Raw genomic sequence first — 18,296 nt, forward strand, 5'->3', positions numbered from 1 at the left:
ATCCCAAGAGGTAGCTGTTGGTGTTTTACAATGATTTGATTGATGTCATTTATCATTTATCTGTTTTCAAAGAATTCCATCCATAAAAACCCCATCTTTATAAAACAGCATATTAGTTATATTTACTTCAAAAACACATCTATGCTGATCAAAATTTATGGAAGCGCCATTCACGGAGTTTCTGCTCAGACGATAATTATTGAAGTGAATGTCGATAGTGGAGGAGTAGGGTACCACTTAGTTGGACTTCCTGATAACGCCATCAAAGAAAGCAGTTACAGAATTTCTGCTGCCTTGAAAAATGTAGGGTATAAAATTCCCGGAAAGAAAATCACCATCAATATGGCTCCGGCAGATCTCAGAAAAGAAGGCTCTGCTTACGATCTTAGTATAGCGATTGGTATTTTGGCTGCATCCGATCAGATTCTTGCAGAAAAAGTTCAGGACTATATTATTATGGGAGAACTTTCTCTGGACGGAAGCCTGCTACCCATCAAAGGGGTTTTACCGATTGCTGTTCAGGCTAGAGAAGAAGGTTTTAAAGGAATCATTTTACCCATTCAAAATGCCAGAGAGGCTGCTATTGTAAATGATCTGGATGTATATGGTGTGGAAAATATCAAGGAAGTTATAGATTTTTTTAACGAAGGAAAAGAAATTAAGAAAATAGTACTGGATACCAGAAAGGAATTTCAGGAAAAGATCAATGATTTCCCCTTCGATTTTTCTGAAGTTAAAGGTCAGGAAACCGCCAAAAGAGCCATGGAAGTTGCTGCAGCAGGAGGACATAATATCATTCTGATTGGGCCTCCCGGAAGTGGAAAGACCATGTTGGCCAAAAGAGTGCCCAGTATTTTACCTCCTTTAACATTGAAAGAAGCACTGGAAACTACAAAAATACATTCTGTGGCAGGAAAAATAGGAACTGAAGCTTCTCTCATGACCGTACGTCCTTTTCGCTCTCCTCACCATACCATTTCAGACGTTGCGCTCGTTGGGGGAGGTAGCTATCCACAACCTGGAGAGATTTCCCTGGCTCATAACGGCGTTTTATTTCTGGATGAAATGCCTGAATTTAAACGAACAGTTTTGGAAGTGATGAGACAACCTTTAGAAGATAGGGAAGTGACGATTTCCAGAGCAAGATTTACGGTAAATTATCCTGCCAGTTTTATGTTGGTAGCTTCCATGAACCCAAGCCCGAGCGGCTTTTTCCCTGATGACCCCAATAATACCTCTTCTGTGTATGAAATGCAGCGGTATATGAACAAACTTTCCGGACCTCTGCTTGACCGGATAGATATTCATATTGAAGTACAGAAAGTAGAATTTGAGCAGCTTTCTGAAAAAAGAAAAGGAGAAAAAAGTAAAGAGATCAGAGAACGGGTTTTAAAGGCGAGGGATATTCAGAATGAACGATATAAGGATCTTGCTATCAGCAGTAATTCCCAGAGGTCCCAAAGAGATTGAAGCTTTTTGTGAACTGGATGAAACTTCTTTCAGTCTTATAAAGATGGCTATGGAGAAATTAAATCTTTCAGCAAGAGCCTATGACAGAATTCTGAAAGTTTCCAGAACCATTGCAGACCTTGAAGGATCTGAAAAAATTCTTTCTCATCATATTTCTGAAGCCATACAATACAGAAGTCTGGATCGGGAATTTTGGAATGGGTGATTCAGACTTCTTTTTATAGCCAATATATTGTATGTATTTTATACCTCTTTTTTATAGATCTAATTTAAGATTTATAAAAAAAGGATTATTATAGGCTTTAGGAACCCATTGAAATTCATTATTCACCTTATTTATGTACCCTATACCTGGCCATGGAAGGTGGGCGGAGCAGATAAGTGTTTTGTTTTTGTAACAGGTTTCCAGAACTTTTTTACGGGTTTCAACTCCTATTTCAAAGTCGATATCCCATTGCGTTCCCCACTCCGGCTTCGCAATAAGTAAAGGAGAATGAAAAATATCTACTACATTGGTGAGCGACAGATTTCCATTATAAACCGTATACATAATATGTCCTGGAGTATGCCCCGGAGCAGCCTGTGTCTGAATACATGAGAAAAGTTCATCTCCCATTTCAAATTTTGTCAGTAGATTATCAATAGAAGAAAGGATTTTTCTGACCAAAGGAACGCTAGGTTTTCCTCCTTCGGGGTTTTTACTTTTTCCAAAATCCGGTTCGCCAGTCATCCAGAATTCAAATTCCTGACGAGAGATATAGTAATGTGCATTAGGGAATACAAAATCACCACTCTTAGAAAGTATGCCTCCTATATGGTCCCTATGAGCGTGGGTAATCAGAATGTCTGTTATAGATTCGGGGGAAAATCCTGCAGCCTCAAGACTATATAATAGTTGGCCTGCATTATCTTCATCATAAAATCCCTCTCCGGTATCTACCAAAATGATACGTTCCCCTTTTTGAATCAGCATTACATTAATAGGAGCTTCATAGTTGGATTCTGATAAATAAAGATTTCTGAGTTCGTTTTTAACAAGGTTTTGAGGAATATCAGGTGCTAAAATCGGCTGATGATAGCCAATACCAAAATATCCGTCAGAAAGTATGAAAATATCCAGGTCATTACACGGAATATGTATAAATCCGTAGTCTCTCTTCAATGTATGATCCATATTAGAATGAAGTATGCTTTGTTTCTCACAAATTTAAAGAATATTCTGATAGATTATTTCATCATAAAACTTTTTATCAGGTTGTTTTTTGAGTTTTTTGAAGGTGTCATTCACATTTTCTGCTTCAGGATACCGATAACAGTAAAACAAGTCGGGAATAATATATTTTTACTTTGATTAGGTTTCAAAGTAAATCATTTGTGTGACGATCTCTAGAAGGAAAATTAATAATCTCAGAAAAACGGCCATTTTTTTATAGGCTGAAAGCGTGTAATGATTTGTTATATTGATTTTTAAGACAGTAAAAGTAGTGTTTGGTATTTCAGTTTATATTAAATAAATATGATAAAATTCACATTAAGTACGTTTAATAATCTTTATTTAGATAAAGTAAAAATAATACTTTTGTAAAAATTAATAACCATTAAAAACTTTATATGAGTGCAAAAAAGCTCCATACCGGAGTGTATTTTCTATGTACAGTTCTGTGTATATCTGCTCAAGAGGTTATCTGGCAGAAAGATATCAAATCCTCAACGCAGGATTTTCTAAGCCAGGTGGCCACTACGATTGATCAGCAGTATTTGATTACAGGAAGCTCTATTCAGAGTGATCAACTTCAATCAGGAAGTAAACAAAATAACGGTTACGATTTTCATTTGATTAAGCTCAACCAACAGGGGCAGGAAGTCTGGGAAAAATATTTTTCAGGTTCTAACCATGATTATCTGTCGGCAACGGTTACTACTCAGGATGGAGGATTTCTTTTGGCGGGAACTTCTTATTCCGGAAAAGGACTGGATAAAAAAGAGGATTCCAAAGGAGGATCTGATATCTGGCTAATCAGAATCAATGAATTTGGTGATGAATTATGGCAGAAAACACTCGGCACCTCTTCTGACGAAGAAGCTAAAGCAGTGATTCAAACGACAGACTTAGGGTTTTTTGTTGCCGGAAATGTTCAGAACTCCCAGAAAGGCTATGGTTCCAAAGATGTCTGGATCAGTAGAATTGATAAAGATGGAAAAGAAATTTCCCAACTTATTGTAGGGGGAAAAGGTTTAGATGAAGTAGAGAAAATGATTCCTACAAAAGATGGAGGCGCTTTATTGGGGATTTATTCAAGAAGCAGTTTGGGTGGTGTCAAAAAGACAGAAAACTTTGGGGAAGGGGATTACTGGATTATCAAACTGAATAAAGACGGAAAAGTAGAATGGGAAAAGAACTTTGGAGGAAAAGGAGATGATCATTTGAGAACACTGGCTTTAAGTTCTAATGGATTTATTATCGGAGGAGAATCGCGATCAGAAAGGTCTGGAAACAAAACGGTTGGAATTGAAGAAGGAACGGATCTATGGATTATTTCTTTGAACGAAAGAGGTGACGAGCAGTGGCAGAAATCTTACAATTTCAAAAACAGGGATATTTTGATGAATATGAGTGTGATTCATTCTGCTGATGATCAATCGTCCAAAGGGATTTTATTAGGCGGCTATACTCAGGCTGAAGGAAGAATAGAAAAGGATGATGAAACCTTCTGGATGCTTTATCTGGATGAGAGTGGTAATGAAAAGTGGAGAAAGTACATCACTGGCGAATCCAGAAAGAAGGAAGAAAGACTGGCTGACTTGAAGTTAAATAGAGACGGCTCCATTATTCTGGCCGGGACCAGCGCTGAAGAATTGGGAAAGGAAAACTGGAAGATTGTAAAATTGGGTGACAAACAGGTAGATAAACTGATCGAGAAAAACGACATTAAGATTTATCCGAACCCTGCTTCAGACTATGCTTATGTAGAAATCGGGTTTGATTTTAAAGAAACTGAGATTATCCTCTACGACATGGGAGGAAGACAGCTTCAGAATATAAAAACAAAGAACAAAATCACCAAGATCAATACCCAAGCTTTGGTGCAGGGAGCTTATTTGATTGTGATTAAAACCGATGAAAACAAAACTGCTAACGCAAAACTAATTAAGAAATAACCATGAGAAAAATAATACTATTATTTTCAATATGCATATCATGTATCTTATTTTCGCAAAGTTCTTTCAGCGAAAATTTGATGCAAAAGGTGACCTCAGAAAATTTAAGTGAAGGAACTGCAAATGTTCAGATTCCTATTAAGGATATATCCATTGACGGGTATAAGATAGGTTTGGGATTAACGTATAATACGAAAGGAGTATTGGTAAACGCAGATGCGGGTATTGTAGGTCTTAATTGGAATCTTGCTGGTTTAGGATTGATTGTAAGAGAGGTAAGAGATGGTGCAGATGAAGTTAAAACAACAGGTCGCTATTCTATTCTCACACACTGTCCACCAGACGGCGATGGAAACTATATTTGCTATGAAAAGTGCTATAACGTTGATGTTAAAGATAATCAGGGATTGTTTTATAATTTATCAGCTTTGAAAGCAAATACACAAAATGCTATCAATAATGTACTTACTTTCCCTTTACAGAGGTGGTATGCTTCAGGAACGATTTCCATTGGCTTTCCTGCTCCATACGATGATTCTATGTTAGATATTGATACTGAGCCTGATATCTTTAAAGTAAGTTTGCCCAATGGCGAATTTTTTGAGTTCTATTTTGATTTGGATAAAAAAGTAAAAATAAAATCTGGAGATTATAGCAATTACATTATCAATTATACTCAAGTCGGAAATCAGATTAATGGATTCACAATTAAGAATGCCGACGGAATAACGTTTTACTTTAATAATTATGAGACCACTACAGACGGTACATCCAATCAAAACTATACTAATATAGAAAAAAACAAACCTTTTAAATTTGCTCCAGACAGGCTTTCTCCTTGTGATCCACTTACGACAACCCAGCAAAATTTATTAAATGAACAGGCATCTACGGCTTGGTATATCAGCAAAATTGGCAATCAGTTTGGGGAAGAAATTAATTTTAATTATGCCGTTTATAATGTTTTGGGATGGAGTAGAACAAAGAGTGGACAATTTTTAACTAAGTATAGTATGCCACTGCTTAATTTAATTTATACCAACAGTACAGCATTATTATTTAAAAAGCAGAAATTAAGAGCAGATGTTCTTAATAACGGATACGTAAGTAATCTTCCGGAAATTGAGTCAATAGAAATTTACGATGTTAACAAACTGAAAAATACAGACATCTCATGGACGATCCCCGTTTCACTTGCCGTTAATGATCTAAGTAACTTTAGCCTGTTAAATTCGATTAAATTAAATTATTTTTATTCATTGGCAGAAGGAGCTAATCCAAATTATGATGATGCAATTAATAGAAGAATGCTTCTTGATAACGTTTTGTTTAGAAATAAAGAAAATAAAAATGAGAAGTATTACAGGTTCAAATATTATGGAGATGTAAATAAACTGCCAAGTAAAATAAGTGCCTCTCACGACGGATACGGATATACAAAGTTAACTACTGGGTCGGGAGCTTCCGCTGGAGATCCTCTTTTTAATGATGCCGTTATTGGAAATCTAAAAAGTATAGAGACCAATGATGCATTGCAAAGTTTTTACTATGAACCCAATTATTACCAAAAATTAAATCAGGGACCTTTGGCAAGTACTGTAGGTGCTGGTGTAAGGATTCAAAAGATCGTCACACAAACAAGAGATCAGGAATATCTTAAAGAATTTAAGTATGGAAATAAGGGAATAGGACATGCTTATTTTAATACCAATACGGAATCAAATGGCCGTAAAATTGACCCTTTAGCTTCCGATGTTCATTATGAATATGTTACAGCTATTACAAAATCGAAAAATAACACGGTAAAAGATTCCACTGTATATAAGTATAATGTATTTAAAGATATTCCTGCTAATGGGCCTATTCCTTTGGGAAATACAACTTATACATCGGACTTGTTAACAGGCTACAGACTGACAAGAACAGGATCATCCGGTAATAATAGCGGAAATACCTTTTTTTATAATAAACAAACCGGAAGTTATCCTTATTTGAATTCGAGAGATAATTTCAATCTTATAAACGGGAAATTACTTTACGTAGGAAACTTTACCAATACGGGTCAAAAAGTAAGCGAATCTTTTTATGATTATGACCTTAATATACATGAAGATAAATTTCTGTTTGCAAAAAGGGGAGAAGGGGGTATCTATACCATAAGGCAAGTCAATATGCCCCTGAAAAAACAGACTGATGTGGTTGTGTATAATGGAAAGGAGGTTAAAAGGACAACCAACCTTTTTTACAATAACAAAAACCTTCTCAATAAAAAAACAGATACTGATGGTATTAATGAATATGAAACCAATTATGAATATGCTCATGAAATTAATGATTTTATAGGCACGGCACTTTTGGGAAATAACGATATCAATTCTCTGTCAAAAGCAACCCAGAAAAAGAATGGAGTTATCATTTCTTCACAAAAAAACGTGTATGAAAACATATGGTCTAAAAAACTGGAATGCTATAGAGATTTCTTTGGAATGCCCGGCGGCTGTTCAGAAGTGGTGACTTTTCCTATCATTAAGACCCATTCATTAACAGGTATTGACGGAACAAACTTCCCAACAAGCAGTGACAAAATAACTAAATTTAACTATTATAATACCGTTGCGGAAACACAGGATCAAAATGGTCAATATACTTCATATATTAATGGGTACAACAATACCTATGCAATAGCTGTTATAAAAGGAGCAAAGTATGATGATATAAAAGATAATCCAAGTATTTTGCCTGCTATTACAGCTTCAAATAACGGCGATGAAAACACGCTTATTACAGAGCTGAATAATCTCAGAAATAATTCAATGCTGTCTGATTATCAGATAACCACATATAGCTATAAACCTTCGGTTGGTATTTCTACTATAACGCCTCCATCGGGTATAAGGGAAAAATATCTGTATGATAGTTCTAACAGGTTAGAAAAGGTGGTGGATATCAATAATAATATCCTTAAAGAGTTTAAATACAATTATATTCCAATTGTATTCTCTAGTGCAGAAAAGAGCCAAACATTTACCAGAACAAACTGCGGGCCTGGTACAACAGCGGGAACTGCTGTTTATAAAGTTGTCGCAGGAAAATACACCTCTTTAATAAGTCAGGAAGATGCTGATCAGCAAGCAGAGAATGATATACTGGCTAATGGTCAGAACTACGCTAATGCCAACGGAGTCTGCACCCCTTATGTATGTACTATTACTCCGTCTTATCTAGCAGATATATACTATTCATCATTTCAGGAAACTTCCACCAATGTTATAAAGGCAACACTTAGTCTGCCATTAACAAATTCAAGCGGAGGTGGTGGTACGCCAAGCTGGTCTCAAGGCGTAATGATTGGTAATCTGGGAACAAAATGTACTCCTGCAAGTATTAAAAGTATCAGTGTGAGTAGCGGGAATGTGTCTGGAAATGTAATGATATATCCTGCGGGACATGTTATATTAACAGTAAACGGTGGTTCTCCTGGTTCTCCTGTAACATTCTATTTTGAATACAATAAAAACTAATACCAAATGAAAAAATTAATTATACCTGTTGGAATCCTATTTGCAACAGGACCCTTGTACGCACAAACAAATACAGAGAACTATCTGCAGACTAGAACCTATCTGGAACCTGTAACTGCTACCAGTTCAACAGCAAAGCAAACACAGGCCGTAGATTATTATGATGGCCTAGGGAGAATAAAACAGTCGGTCAACGTAAAAGGATCTCCTTCACAAAAAGACGTTGTAAACTATGCAGTATATGATGATTTTGGAAGACAGGCAGTGAACTATCTTCCAATACCACAAAAAATAACACAAAACGGAGGTCTTTTTACAGATCCGTTAACCAATGCCTCTGACCCGAATATTTATGGGAGTGAAAAATTCTATTCTGAAAAAACTTTAGAAAACTCTCCATTGGACAGGATCAGAGAAAAAATAAGCGTAGGAAATGATTGGAGCACAAAGCCAACAAAATATGAATATGATACCAATATCAATGGGGAAGTAAAAAGATATACCGCAACCTTTAACTATTCAACATTTCAGGCTAATATCACTCTTACAGGAACATACGCTGAAAATCTTCTTCATAAAAATACCATTATCGATGAAGACGGAAACAAAATTATTGAATTTACGAACGCACAAGGGAAAACGTTATTAGTGAGGAAAGTTTTAAGTGCCTCTGCAAATGCGGATACCTATTATGTTTATAATAATTATGATCAGTTAGCATTTATTATTCCTCCTTTGGCTTCCGAAGCCTCATCAATTAATGATCAGATAGTTAACAATTTATGTTACCAATATAAATTTGATGAAAGAAACAGATTGGTAGAGAAAAAACTTCCCGGAAAAGGATGGGAACAGATGGTGTATAATAAAAGTGGCAAAATTATACTTTTTAGAGATGCAAATCTAAAAAATGGAATTCCGGGTTTTATCACAAGTGATGCGTGGACTTTTACAAAATATGATAAATTTGGAAGAGTTGCCTATACGGGAATTTCAACGGATGGAACAAACAGAAAAGACATTCAAAGTTATGTAGATGCGCAAGCCGTTGATTTTGAATCCAGAGGCGGGAGTCTTTCGCTTAGTGGAATGACCGTAGAATATGGTAATACGGTATATCCTACCTCCATATCAAAAATAGTAAGTGTAAACTATTATGATACCTATCCGCAGGTAAAGCCTGATCCTGTATCTTCTGTTATCGGGCAAACTTTATTGAGTGATGCACAAGGAGCTCAGTTTAAGACAAAAAATCTTCTGACAGCTACTTTTGTAAAAAATATTGAAGATGATAACTGGACCAGAAATTATACATATTATGATCTTAAAGGAAGAGTAGTAGCAACTCACTCTGTTAATTTTTTGGGAGGTTTTACCAGGGTAGAATCTGAATTGGATTTTGCCGGCGTTTTGAAAAAGAAAATTACCAAACATAAAAGAGTTACTTCAGATTCAGAAAATGTTATTATAGAAACCTTTGAGTATGACAGCCAAAATAGATTACTTGTTCATAAGCATAAAGTAAACAACAATCAGGAAGAAATTTTAGCTCAAAATGAATATAATGAACTTTCTCAACTGAAAAATAAAAAGTTAGGTAATAGCTCTCAAAATATTGATTATAAGTATAATATCCAAGGTTGGCTGACACAAGTAAATGACCCTGGAAATTTAGGGAATAATCTTTTTGGTTATAAGGTTAAATATCATAATCCCGCTTTCAGTACGATTGCTCCAGGTAAATATAATGGCAATATCACAGAAGTTGATTGGAAATCTTCAAATGACGGAGTTTTGAAAAGATATAATTATCAATACGATGGGCTAAACAGACTGCTAAAAGGAGAATATTCTGAGCCTGAAAATTCCGTGATGCAAAATCATTATTTTGACGAACAATTAACTTATGACTTAAATGGGAATATTAAAACTTTACAAAGATTTACAAATCCTTCTTCTGGTGTGATTGCAGAAAAAATAGATGATTTAATATACAATTATGAAGATAATAATTTAAGTAACAGACTTTCTCAGATTACATTACCCCAAAATGTAGTTAATAACGTGTCTGGATATAATGCTATGGGATATGTTTATGAATATGACATGAATGGGAATATCATTAAAAATATAGATAAAAGAATTGGCAAGGCGACCTATAATTATTTAAATCAGTTAAATTATATAGATCAGGATGGAGGATATGTACTTACCCAATATTTGTATCAGTCAAATGGTAATAAAGTTCGAAAAATTGAAGAAATACCTTTTATACTAAAATATAAGAAAATTACAGATTATTTGGATGGATTCCAATATGAAACTCTTACTGAAGGTAGTCCCAACCCCAATACAAATGCAGTGTTGAAGTTTATCCATACTTCAGAAGGATATTATAATCCCGAAAAAAATTCCTATTTTTATCACTACAAAGATCATCTTGATAATATTAGGCTGACCTTTAGACATGATAATGTAAAAGGAAATGAGATTGTTGAACAAAAGAATTTTTATCCATTTGGTTTAGATCATGCAAAATTTTTTCATAATACTCAGCAAACAATCTTACCAGAATATGCCTATGCTTACAATGGAAAAGAATATCAGGCTTTTACCGGAATGTATGACTATGGTGCAAGGATGTATATGCCGGAACTCGGAAAATGGGGTTCTGTAGATCCTCAAGCAGAAAAAATGACAAGCAACAGCCCATACAATTATGCTTTTAACAATCCTATCAGATTCATTGACCCCGATGGAAGAAGCCCTTATGACTGGGTAGAGCTAAATGGGAAGGTGTTCTGGGATAGTAGAGCTACCAATCCTTATAAAACCAGTATTCTGTATGGAAGTAATGCTATTTACCATGCTCCAAATTCTTTTGGATATCCTACTACAGACGGATATGTTCTTTTATCTTCAAACAGAACATGGGTAAGAAATGGACAAGAGTTTACGGCTCATGACGAAGCTCCTTCTGGAGTTGATTACAATCATGCCAGCGCACTGGAAGCACAGGCAAAGTCTTTCAATGACTATAGTAATGCGATGCAGGAAAGTTATCAGGATACATGGGGAGACAGAAGCAATATCGCAACTTCCGGAATTCTAATGCCTAGAGATGGAGATTTGCGTTGGGGAGCATTTGAATTTTCTTTGTCGATTGAACAAAATCTTTATCTACCCAAAACATATGGAACATTCTCCGGTAGCTTTGTTATGACAGACAGTGGCGAAAAGGGACTGTTTTTTTCCGCAGGCCCGGGATTGGGAAGTGATTCTGATGGATTTTCTTCATCTTTCAACTTCAATATCTACCAGAATACAAATCCATATGATAATTATATACATTTTTCAGATTTTGCAGGATGGCAAAAAAATAACTCAGTGAGTATTCCGGTACCTCAATTAAAATCTAACATCAATGCCAATTGGGGAAGCGGATCAACATATAATTATTTCGGGATAGGCCGAGGGAAAATGGGTATTCCAAGTGCATCCCAAAGTGCTACCTATACTTGGGATAAAGCAATGTGGAGAATAAGATAAAAAATATGGGAAGTATTTATATAGGAATTTTATTTGTGTTTTTTTGTCTCACCCTTTTACTCATAGCAGTACTAAGGCAAACAAAAATTAGATTTTATATTCCCTTATCAATTTATATCGTTGTACTCTTGTTTTATGCGTGCAAAGTATATTCAGATATCAATGAATATCAATCCTATAATCGGGAAAATTTTTCTGATGTGACAGGAATATCAATTGATAATACAATAGTGAATAAGGATAAGTACAAAATGCTTTTTGAAAGTTTAAAGGATGATGAGTTCAGTTGGGTTAATCATCCCACAAAAAAGAAAGAATATTTTGTCAGTATATTCATCCACGAAAAAGTATACAAATTTAAAATCTGGGATACTTATAATCAAGGAGTACTGATTTACAGGATTGATGATAAAGGAAAAGAATTTGTCACCAATAGGAATGATAATGTTCTAAGATATTTAAAGTAGAAATAACGCTATCTCAATAAGAGATAGCGTTATTTATTTTTCTATATATTTTCCATCAATAACCATTTGAACATACCCTTCTAAATTATATTGCAATAAGGCATCAAAGGGGAATATTTTTGACATTGAATGCTGTCTGTTTTCATTTAATCTTTTAAATAATTCAAGCGTTTCTTTCAAATTTTCTTCAGTATCAAATGCGAAAGCATTATAGATAGATGGTTTATAATATTTAAAATTTACACTTTGAATGATTCTGTTTGTTTTATTTTTTTCCCATGCGCCTTCCTTTGCTTTTTGATTAATTTTCCTTTTACAATACTCAGTAAAATAATTTTCAAAATCTGTAATTTTTATAATTTCATCAACAATAACAGCATTGGTGTTTGAAGGTTTAATAGAAGGAGGACTTACTTCTTGTGCATGTACCAAAGAAACAAGACAAAGTAAAAAATAAAAAAATAGCTTTTTCATGTCATAATTATAAAAACGAAATATACGTAAAATTTCATTTTCTGAAAATTGAGATTGTGCATAACTGCGTTTTCCCTTTGTGTAATGATGATAATTATAAATATAGTAAGAGTAGAGCCCAGTACTTTCTGGGCTCTTTTTTATTTAAAAAATGTTAGCCTAATTTACCGTTACTTTGATCACATTTTGAATAGCAGGAACCAGATACAGTGTTTTTACCATTGAAATCACTCTATTCTCGGCGTGTGGAGTTCATCCAAACAATATCTGATTGTTTTTTTTTTTTTTTTTTTGATTATCTTGTTGAAAAATAGTTAGATAAAAATGAATTGTTTCATAATTTTAATTCTCTAAAATGGGATTAATTGATAATTATGTAATGCATTATTAAAAATATTATGTTAAGTTTGATAACCGAATCATTAAAAATAATAGTATATGAAGGTAGAATCCTTTTCATAATGAATGGGCAATATCTCTAGCATCGTTTTCCGGATATTCTTTATTCATTTCCGACTGTAATAAATAATTCATTACGTATTGTTTATAGTTCTGTTTCTCAACAGATCGCTTGAAAATCTGTTAGTTTACAACAATTTCAGCAAACACATTTAGGCTAAAGTGTACCCACTTTCTATATCTTTTAGGATGGGTTAATATGACCGTGTTTTAGTTTGAAATAAGATGGACGGATGAGAAAGCTATTGAAAACAAAAACTTGAACCCACTTATTCTATTAAAATGTCAAACACAACACCAACATTACAGGTACATTCACAAGGTACCCCTATTTTACTGTCTTCAGAAGATCGGGAAAAACTTTTAAATGCCTTTAATAAAACAGGCTGGGATTATCACCAGGAAGAAACATTAGAATCACTTTTTCGTAAACAGGCAGATCTTTATCCTAATAATATTGCTGCGGTTTTTCAGAATGAAACTATTACTTATTGTGACTTAGATGAAAAAAGTAATCAGCTTGCCAATCTCTTATTGAAGCATGGGGTGAAAGAAGGAAAATATGTTCCCATATGGCTGGACCGTTCTTTGGAATGGGTAATTGCAGTTGTTGCGGTCATAAAAACAGGAGCAGCCTATGTTCCGATAGATCCGAGTTACCCTGTCAAGAGGATAGAATATATCATTTCAGATACCTCAGCCGAAGTTTTGATTACGAATACTATCCTTAGAGCATTTTTGTCTGAGACAGAAAATACTGAAATAATAAACTTAAGCAGTACGGATATTCTAAATGGGTTTTCCAAAGCGCGCCCAGATATCAAAATTCCTCAAGATGCTTTAGCATATACGATCTACACTTCCGGATCAACTGGAAAACCGAAAGGAGTAATGGTTTCACACGAGGCAATACAGCATTTAGTTACCTGGCACAATCATCATTTCCATGTGGATCATACTTCAAGGCTTACCTTAGTCGCAGGATTGGCTTTTGATATATCCGTTTGGGAAACTTGGTCGGCACTTACCTCGGGAGCTACAGTCTTTATTGCAGATAATGAAGACAGAACAGAAGCTGAGGCATTGGTAGATTATTATCGTAGAAATAAAATTACCCATGCTTTTGTTCCGACTGTTCTGGCTCCATCTGTTGTTAACAGTACCAGAAATTATGATGACTTAAAACTTAAATACCTTTTTACAGCCGGTGAAAAGCTCAAGCCGATACTCACAACAGAATTAAATTATGAACTAATAGATTATTACGGACCTACCGAATGTACGGTATATTCTACCTTTAAAAAAGTGAAAGATATCAATGGCAAGTACATATCTTCAATCGGAAAGCCTATTGCCAATGCAAAAGCCTATATTTTGGGAGGAAATAAAGAATTATTACCGCTAGGAGCTGTAGGAGAGCTTTTTATAGGAGGAACCCTTTTGGCAAAAGGCTATCTTAATAATGAAGAACTTACCCAATCCAAGTTCATAGAAAACCCTTTCAGGAAAACAGAAAAACTCTACCGTACCGGAGATTTGGCGAAATGGCAGGCAGATGGAAATATAGAGTTTTTGGGAAGAATTGATAATCAGGTGAAAATCCGAGGATTTCGGGTTGAGTTGGGCGAGATAGAACGTACAATAGTTCAGCAGGAAGCCATTAAAGAAGCCATTGTAATAGGAAAAGATACAGAAAGCAACAACAAATATCTCATTGCTTTTGTTGTAGCAGAACCAGGGGTAGAAAAAGACAGTACTTCTATTAGAAATCAACTTAAAGAAGAGCTGCCAGGCTATATGATCCCTGCTCAGATTATATTTATAGATAAAATTCCACTCACAGCGAATGGCAAAACGGATACTCAAGTTTTAAGAGATCTCGCCGATCAGGAAGCAAGAGAACTTGTTTCATTCGATCCTCCAACCAACGAAACAGAAAGAATAATTGCGGATATCTGGGCATCGGAACTGGAACGCCCGGTCATTAATATAACAGATAATTTTTTTGATATCGGTGGAAATTCTCTTTTGGTAGCGGTGGTAGCAGTAGCTTTACAGAAGAGATTGGATACCAAAGTTTATCTTCGGGATATTTATCAGTTTCCTGTATTACAGAAACTTTCAGAAGCTTTAATCAACAGATCTAAAGCGGAGGCAAAGGCAATTCCTGTAGAAGATGTAGAACCTTATGTAGAATTGCAGCAGGATGTATATCTCGCCCCGGGAACTACTTTCAAAGGAGATTTTGATCCAAAAGTGCTGGAAAACCCATCCGCTATCTTCTTAACAGGAGTTACAGGTTTTGTTGGAATACATCTTTTGCAGGAACTTCTGGATACTACCCATGCAGATATTTATTGTCTGGTAAGAGCTCAGGATGAATTTCAGGCTATGGAAAAAATTGATAGATGTTATCAACAGTACAATATCCCTCAAAAACCTGAACAAAAACCGAGAATTATACCTTTAATAGGAGATCTTACACTACCATCACTAGGGCTTTCGGATGAAATATTCACCCAACTGGCAAAGCAGGCTGATTTAATTTATCATTCAGGAAGTTCTGTGAATTTTATTGAACCTTATTCTTATATGAAAGCTCCCAACGTAGAAGGATTAAGGGAAATCATCAAGCTTGCCGGTGCCGAAAAAATAAAATGTCTTGCCTTGTTATCTACTATTTCTGTATACAGCTGGGGACATATATTCACAGGAAAAGAAGTCATGCTTGAATCTGATGATATTGAACAGAATCTAATGTCCGTAAGTAAAGATATTGGCTACGTAAGAAGTAAATGGGTAATGGAGGCTATCGCTGATTTGGCGGCAAAAGAAGGATTACCACTCATTACCTATCGCCTTGGATACGCAATGTGTCACAGCAAAACAGGAGCGAGTGCCTCTTACCAATGGTGGTCGGGATTGGTGAAAAACTGTGTAGAGTTTAAATCGTATCCTGCATTAACTGAACTTAGAGAAGGACTGATCACAGTAGATTATATGACACAAGCAATGGCCCATATCACCAAAGATAAAAAAGCGATTGGTAAAAAATTCAATTTAATTGCCAGTCCGGAAACCAATCTTACCCTGGAAGATTTCTTTGGTCTTATGAAAAAATATTATCCGTTTACCCTGAAAAGCATTTCCTATAAAGACTGGAGAAAACAATGGGAAGATGATACCAAAAACCGGTTGTATCCGTTGACGAGTCTTTTTAAAGATAATATGCATGAAGGATTGTCTACGGTAGAACTTTATCAGAATACATATATCTGGGATTGTTCCAATGTTATCCAGTTTTTAGAAGGATCAGGAATTAAAGAACCTGTGTTTGACAAAAAACTGCTGGATTCCTATTTGAAGTATCTGGGAATTCCCGTAGAGTAGAAATTAATGATTAAAAATAACCCCTCAGATAATTGCTGTCCGAGGGGTTATCATTCAGTAATATATAAGTTAATTTACCGTTACCTTGATCACGTTTTGAACCGCAGGAACCGGATACAATGTTCCTACCTTTGAAATCACCGTGTTCTCTGACTGTGGAGTTCCTCCAAACAATGCCTGATGATTTCCCGCACCTGGATATTGATCTATCCCTGTTCCGGAATCAAATAATGAAGTTTTTGAAGTAAGATCTCCAGTAGCATTGCCGTCAATACTTTGCTCGTTAGCATAAAACCAGTCATTTGAAAAACCAAACATTGTGGCATAAGCAATTTTATCTCCCGGATCTGCTCTGAAACCTGTCATCACTTTATTTCCCGGCGTTACTGGCGCACTTCCGGCAATGTAAACATTTTTTACATTCGGTAAAGCTTTCAGACTGTTTTGAAGTTTCGTTACATTTCCAAACTGAGCAATGTCTTTTAATCCCAATCCGTTGTCTACTTTCCCTAATTCGTAGATCGGGTTTTTATCCCCTTGGTAAACAACTACTAATACAGGGGATAGCCCAGTCATAATTCCTGTATTGGCATTCAGTTTTGTTTTCATTTTATCAATATTTCCCATTTGTGCTATATCTGTAATTTCGGGATTTGAGAGTGCGTTGGGCGTGAAGAAAGGAGCACTGTTGAGCAATTGAGATCCATTATAATTGGAAACAGCCCATACTCCGGGTGAAAATGGAGTTTCGTTGGCTGTTCCTCCAGAAGTATTGGTGATGGTTAATGTAAACTGAGAAGTTACATCATTGTAAGAGAGATTGAGCTTCATCAGTTGAGAAGCATTTACATTAGGAACCTGCGCGATCGTTTTGCTTTCTGCCGCTCCGGAAATATTGTCTCTTGTTCCGTTGTCCCATAATAATACGCTTGAAGAGACATCGCCGGTGATCGCATTTCCATTTGCGTCAAAAAGTTTGATCCCAGGTTGTTGAGAGGCAAAAAACCAGTCTTTTGATGCTCCATACATGGTGGCAAACATTAAAGCCTGTGTCTTCCCGGCACTGAATGTAATAGAAGTCGTCTGTCCTGGCATAATAAGAGGAGAAGCTCCTGTTCCCTGAAAACTTCCGCTTTGTACAAAATCTTTGGGAGTAACCACATTTTCAAAGGTGATGGTTCTTTGAAGAGGTAGATCTTCCATCATGTTATTGTCTGAGTTGTCACAAGATGAAAGCATCAATGCAGCAAGAACACCTGCTACAGGAGCCGCGATTTTTAAAAAGGTTTTTTTCATAAAAGTAAATTTTTAATAATTATTACTGGTTTCTAAGAATGTAGTCGGTGCTTTTTCAAATCCTGACAAAAATTTTAAAATATTTTTTTGCACAATAAATGATACGTCAAGTTTTGTCGCAGTTACAGGCCATATTTGTGTCAGAAAAAGAGATCATATCCTTTTTCATTAATTCAAAAAACAAAAAATAATAGATGGATCATTTTATTGTATTGGCTAAGGACTTTGTTCCTAATGAAAGTGCTGTTATCGATATAAAATCAACAAAGTGTGTAGATACTTTGGGAACATTGGAATTTCAGAATAATACAGGACAGGTAGCTCAATTCCACTGGCAGGGAGACATCATTCCGGACAATAGAGAACAGGCTGGATATTTTAAAGAAATGATGAATGATTTGGGAATCAAAGTCAATCATTATGACGGATTTATTACCGTTACCAATGGGGGGGGGGCCCAATACCTGGAAGGAAAATTAAAAGTATAAAAAGTCCAGCTAAGGTATCTGCA

Annotated in this window: 9 protein-coding genes and 1 pseudogene; 7 read left to right on the forward strand and 3 right to left on the reverse strand. The window is 35.5% G+C overall.

Features of this window, described 5'->3' with window-relative positions; genetic code table 11:
- Nucleotides 1–141: 141 nt before the first annotated feature.
- Nucleotides 142–1,675 (forward strand): annotated as a pseudogene (locus tag ACQ76T_RS14360) (YifB family Mg chelatase-like AAA ATPase).
- A gap of 51 nt (nucleotides 1,676–1,726) precedes the next feature.
- On the opposite strand, the gene ACQ76T_RS14365 reads toward ACQ76T_RS14360, so the two are convergent.
- Entirely contained in the window at nucleotides 1,727–2,644 is a 918-nt protein-coding gene (locus ACQ76T_RS14365; protein ID WP_431343989.1) for an MBL fold metallo-hydrolase, read from the reverse strand.
- Between the two features lie 437 nt (nucleotides 2,645–3,081).
- On the opposite strand from ACQ76T_RS14365, the gene ACQ76T_RS14370 reads away from it, so the two are divergent.
- The 4 genes from ACQ76T_RS14370 (at nucleotide 3,082) to ACQ76T_RS14385 (ending at nucleotide 12,166) form a co-directional block, all read left to right on the forward strand.
- Nucleotides 3,082–4,629, forward strand: a complete 1,548-nt coding sequence (locus tag ACQ76T_RS14370) for a T9SS type A sorting domain-containing protein (RefSeq protein ID WP_431343990.1) — start codon at nucleotides 3,082–3,084, stop codon at nucleotides 4,627–4,629.
- Nucleotides 4,630–4,709: 80 nt separating this feature from the next.
- On the forward strand, nucleotides 4,710–8,150 hold the full coding sequence (locus ACQ76T_RS14375; RefSeq protein WP_431343991.1) for a DUF5977 domain-containing protein: 3,441 nt from the start codon (nucleotides 4,710–4,712) through the stop codon (nucleotides 8,148–8,150).
- A gap of 6 nt (nucleotides 8,151–8,156) precedes the next feature.
- Nucleotides 8,157–11,699, forward strand: a complete 3,543-nt coding sequence (locus ACQ76T_RS14380) for a DUF6443 domain-containing protein (RefSeq protein ID WP_431343992.1) — start codon at nucleotides 8,157–8,159, stop codon at nucleotides 11,697–11,699.
- Nucleotides 11,700–11,899: 200 nt separating this feature from the next.
- Nucleotides 11,900–12,166: a hypothetical protein gene (locus ACQ76T_RS14385; protein ID WP_431343993.1), complete on the forward strand. Its 267-nt coding sequence runs from the start codon at nucleotides 11,900–11,902 to the stop codon at nucleotides 12,164–12,166.
- A gap of 33 nt (nucleotides 12,167–12,199) precedes the next feature.
- Here the strand turns inward: ACQ76T_RS14385 and ACQ76T_RS14390 are convergent, their stop codons facing one another.
- Complete coding sequence (locus ACQ76T_RS14390; RefSeq protein WP_431343994.1) at nucleotides 12,200–12,640, reverse strand: hypothetical protein; 441 nt, start codon at nucleotides 12,638–12,640, stop codon at nucleotides 12,200–12,202.
- A 741-nt stretch (nucleotides 12,641–13,381) separates the two neighbouring features.
- Here ACQ76T_RS14390 and ACQ76T_RS14395 point away from each other — a divergent pair.
- Nucleotides 13,382–16,489 (forward strand): amino acid adenylation domain-containing protein, encoded by a 3,108-nt coding sequence (locus tag ACQ76T_RS14395; RefSeq protein WP_431343995.1) that lies wholly within the window; start codon nucleotides 13,382–13,384, stop codon nucleotides 16,487–16,489.
- A 69-nt stretch (nucleotides 16,490–16,558) separates the two neighbouring features.
- Here the strand turns inward: ACQ76T_RS14395 and ACQ76T_RS14400 are convergent, their stop codons facing one another.
- Nucleotides 16,559–17,785, reverse strand: a complete 1,227-nt coding sequence (locus ACQ76T_RS14400; protein ID WP_431343996.1) for a spondin domain-containing protein — start codon at nucleotides 17,783–17,785, stop codon at nucleotides 16,559–16,561.
- A gap of 194 nt (nucleotides 17,786–17,979) precedes the next feature.
- On the opposite strand from ACQ76T_RS14400, the gene ACQ76T_RS14405 reads away from it, so the two are divergent.
- A complete protein-coding gene (locus ACQ76T_RS14405) occupies nucleotides 17,980–18,273 on the forward strand; it encodes a hypothetical protein (protein WP_431343997.1) in 294 nt (97 codons plus the stop codon).
- The last annotated feature ends 23 nt before the right edge of the window (nucleotides 18,274–18,296 follow it).

Source organism: Chryseobacterium sp. JK1 (genome assembly GCF_050632815.1).
In the GTDB taxonomy this organism is placed as follows: Bacteria; Bacteroidota; Bacteroidia; order Flavobacteriales; family Weeksellaceae; genus Chryseobacterium.

Bases quoted from the DNA above. Each gene is read 5' to 3' on its own strand.
- ACQ76T_RS14380 (WP_431343992.1), top strand. From the start codon at position 8,157: ATGAAAAAATTAATTATACCTGTTGGAATCCTATTTGCAACAGGACCC.
- ACQ76T_RS14405 (WP_431343997.1), top strand. From the start codon at position 17,980: ATGGATCATTTTATTGTATTGGCTAAGGACTTTGTTCCTAATGAAAGT.
- ACQ76T_RS14395 (WP_431343995.1), top strand. From the start codon at position 13,382: ATGTCAAACACAACACCAACATTACAGGTACATTCACAAGGTACCCCT.
- ACQ76T_RS14375 (WP_431343991.1), top strand. From the start codon at position 4,710: ATGCAAAAGGTGACCTCAGAAAATTTAAGTGAAGGAACTGCAAATGTT.
- ACQ76T_RS14400 (WP_431343996.1), bottom strand. From the start codon at position 17,785: ATGAAAAAAACCTTTTTAAAAATCGCGGCTCCTGTAGCAGGTGTTCTT.
- ACQ76T_RS14370 (WP_431343990.1), top strand. From the start codon at position 3,082: ATGAGTGCAAAAAAGCTCCATACCGGAGTGTATTTTCTATGTACAGTT.
- ACQ76T_RS14390 (WP_431343994.1), bottom strand. From the start codon at position 12,640: ATGAAAAAGCTATTTTTTTATTTTTTACTTTGTCTTGTTTCTTTGGTA.
- ACQ76T_RS14365 (WP_431343989.1), bottom strand. From the start codon at position 2,644: ATGGATCATACATTGAAGAGAGACTACGGATTTATACATATTCCGTGT.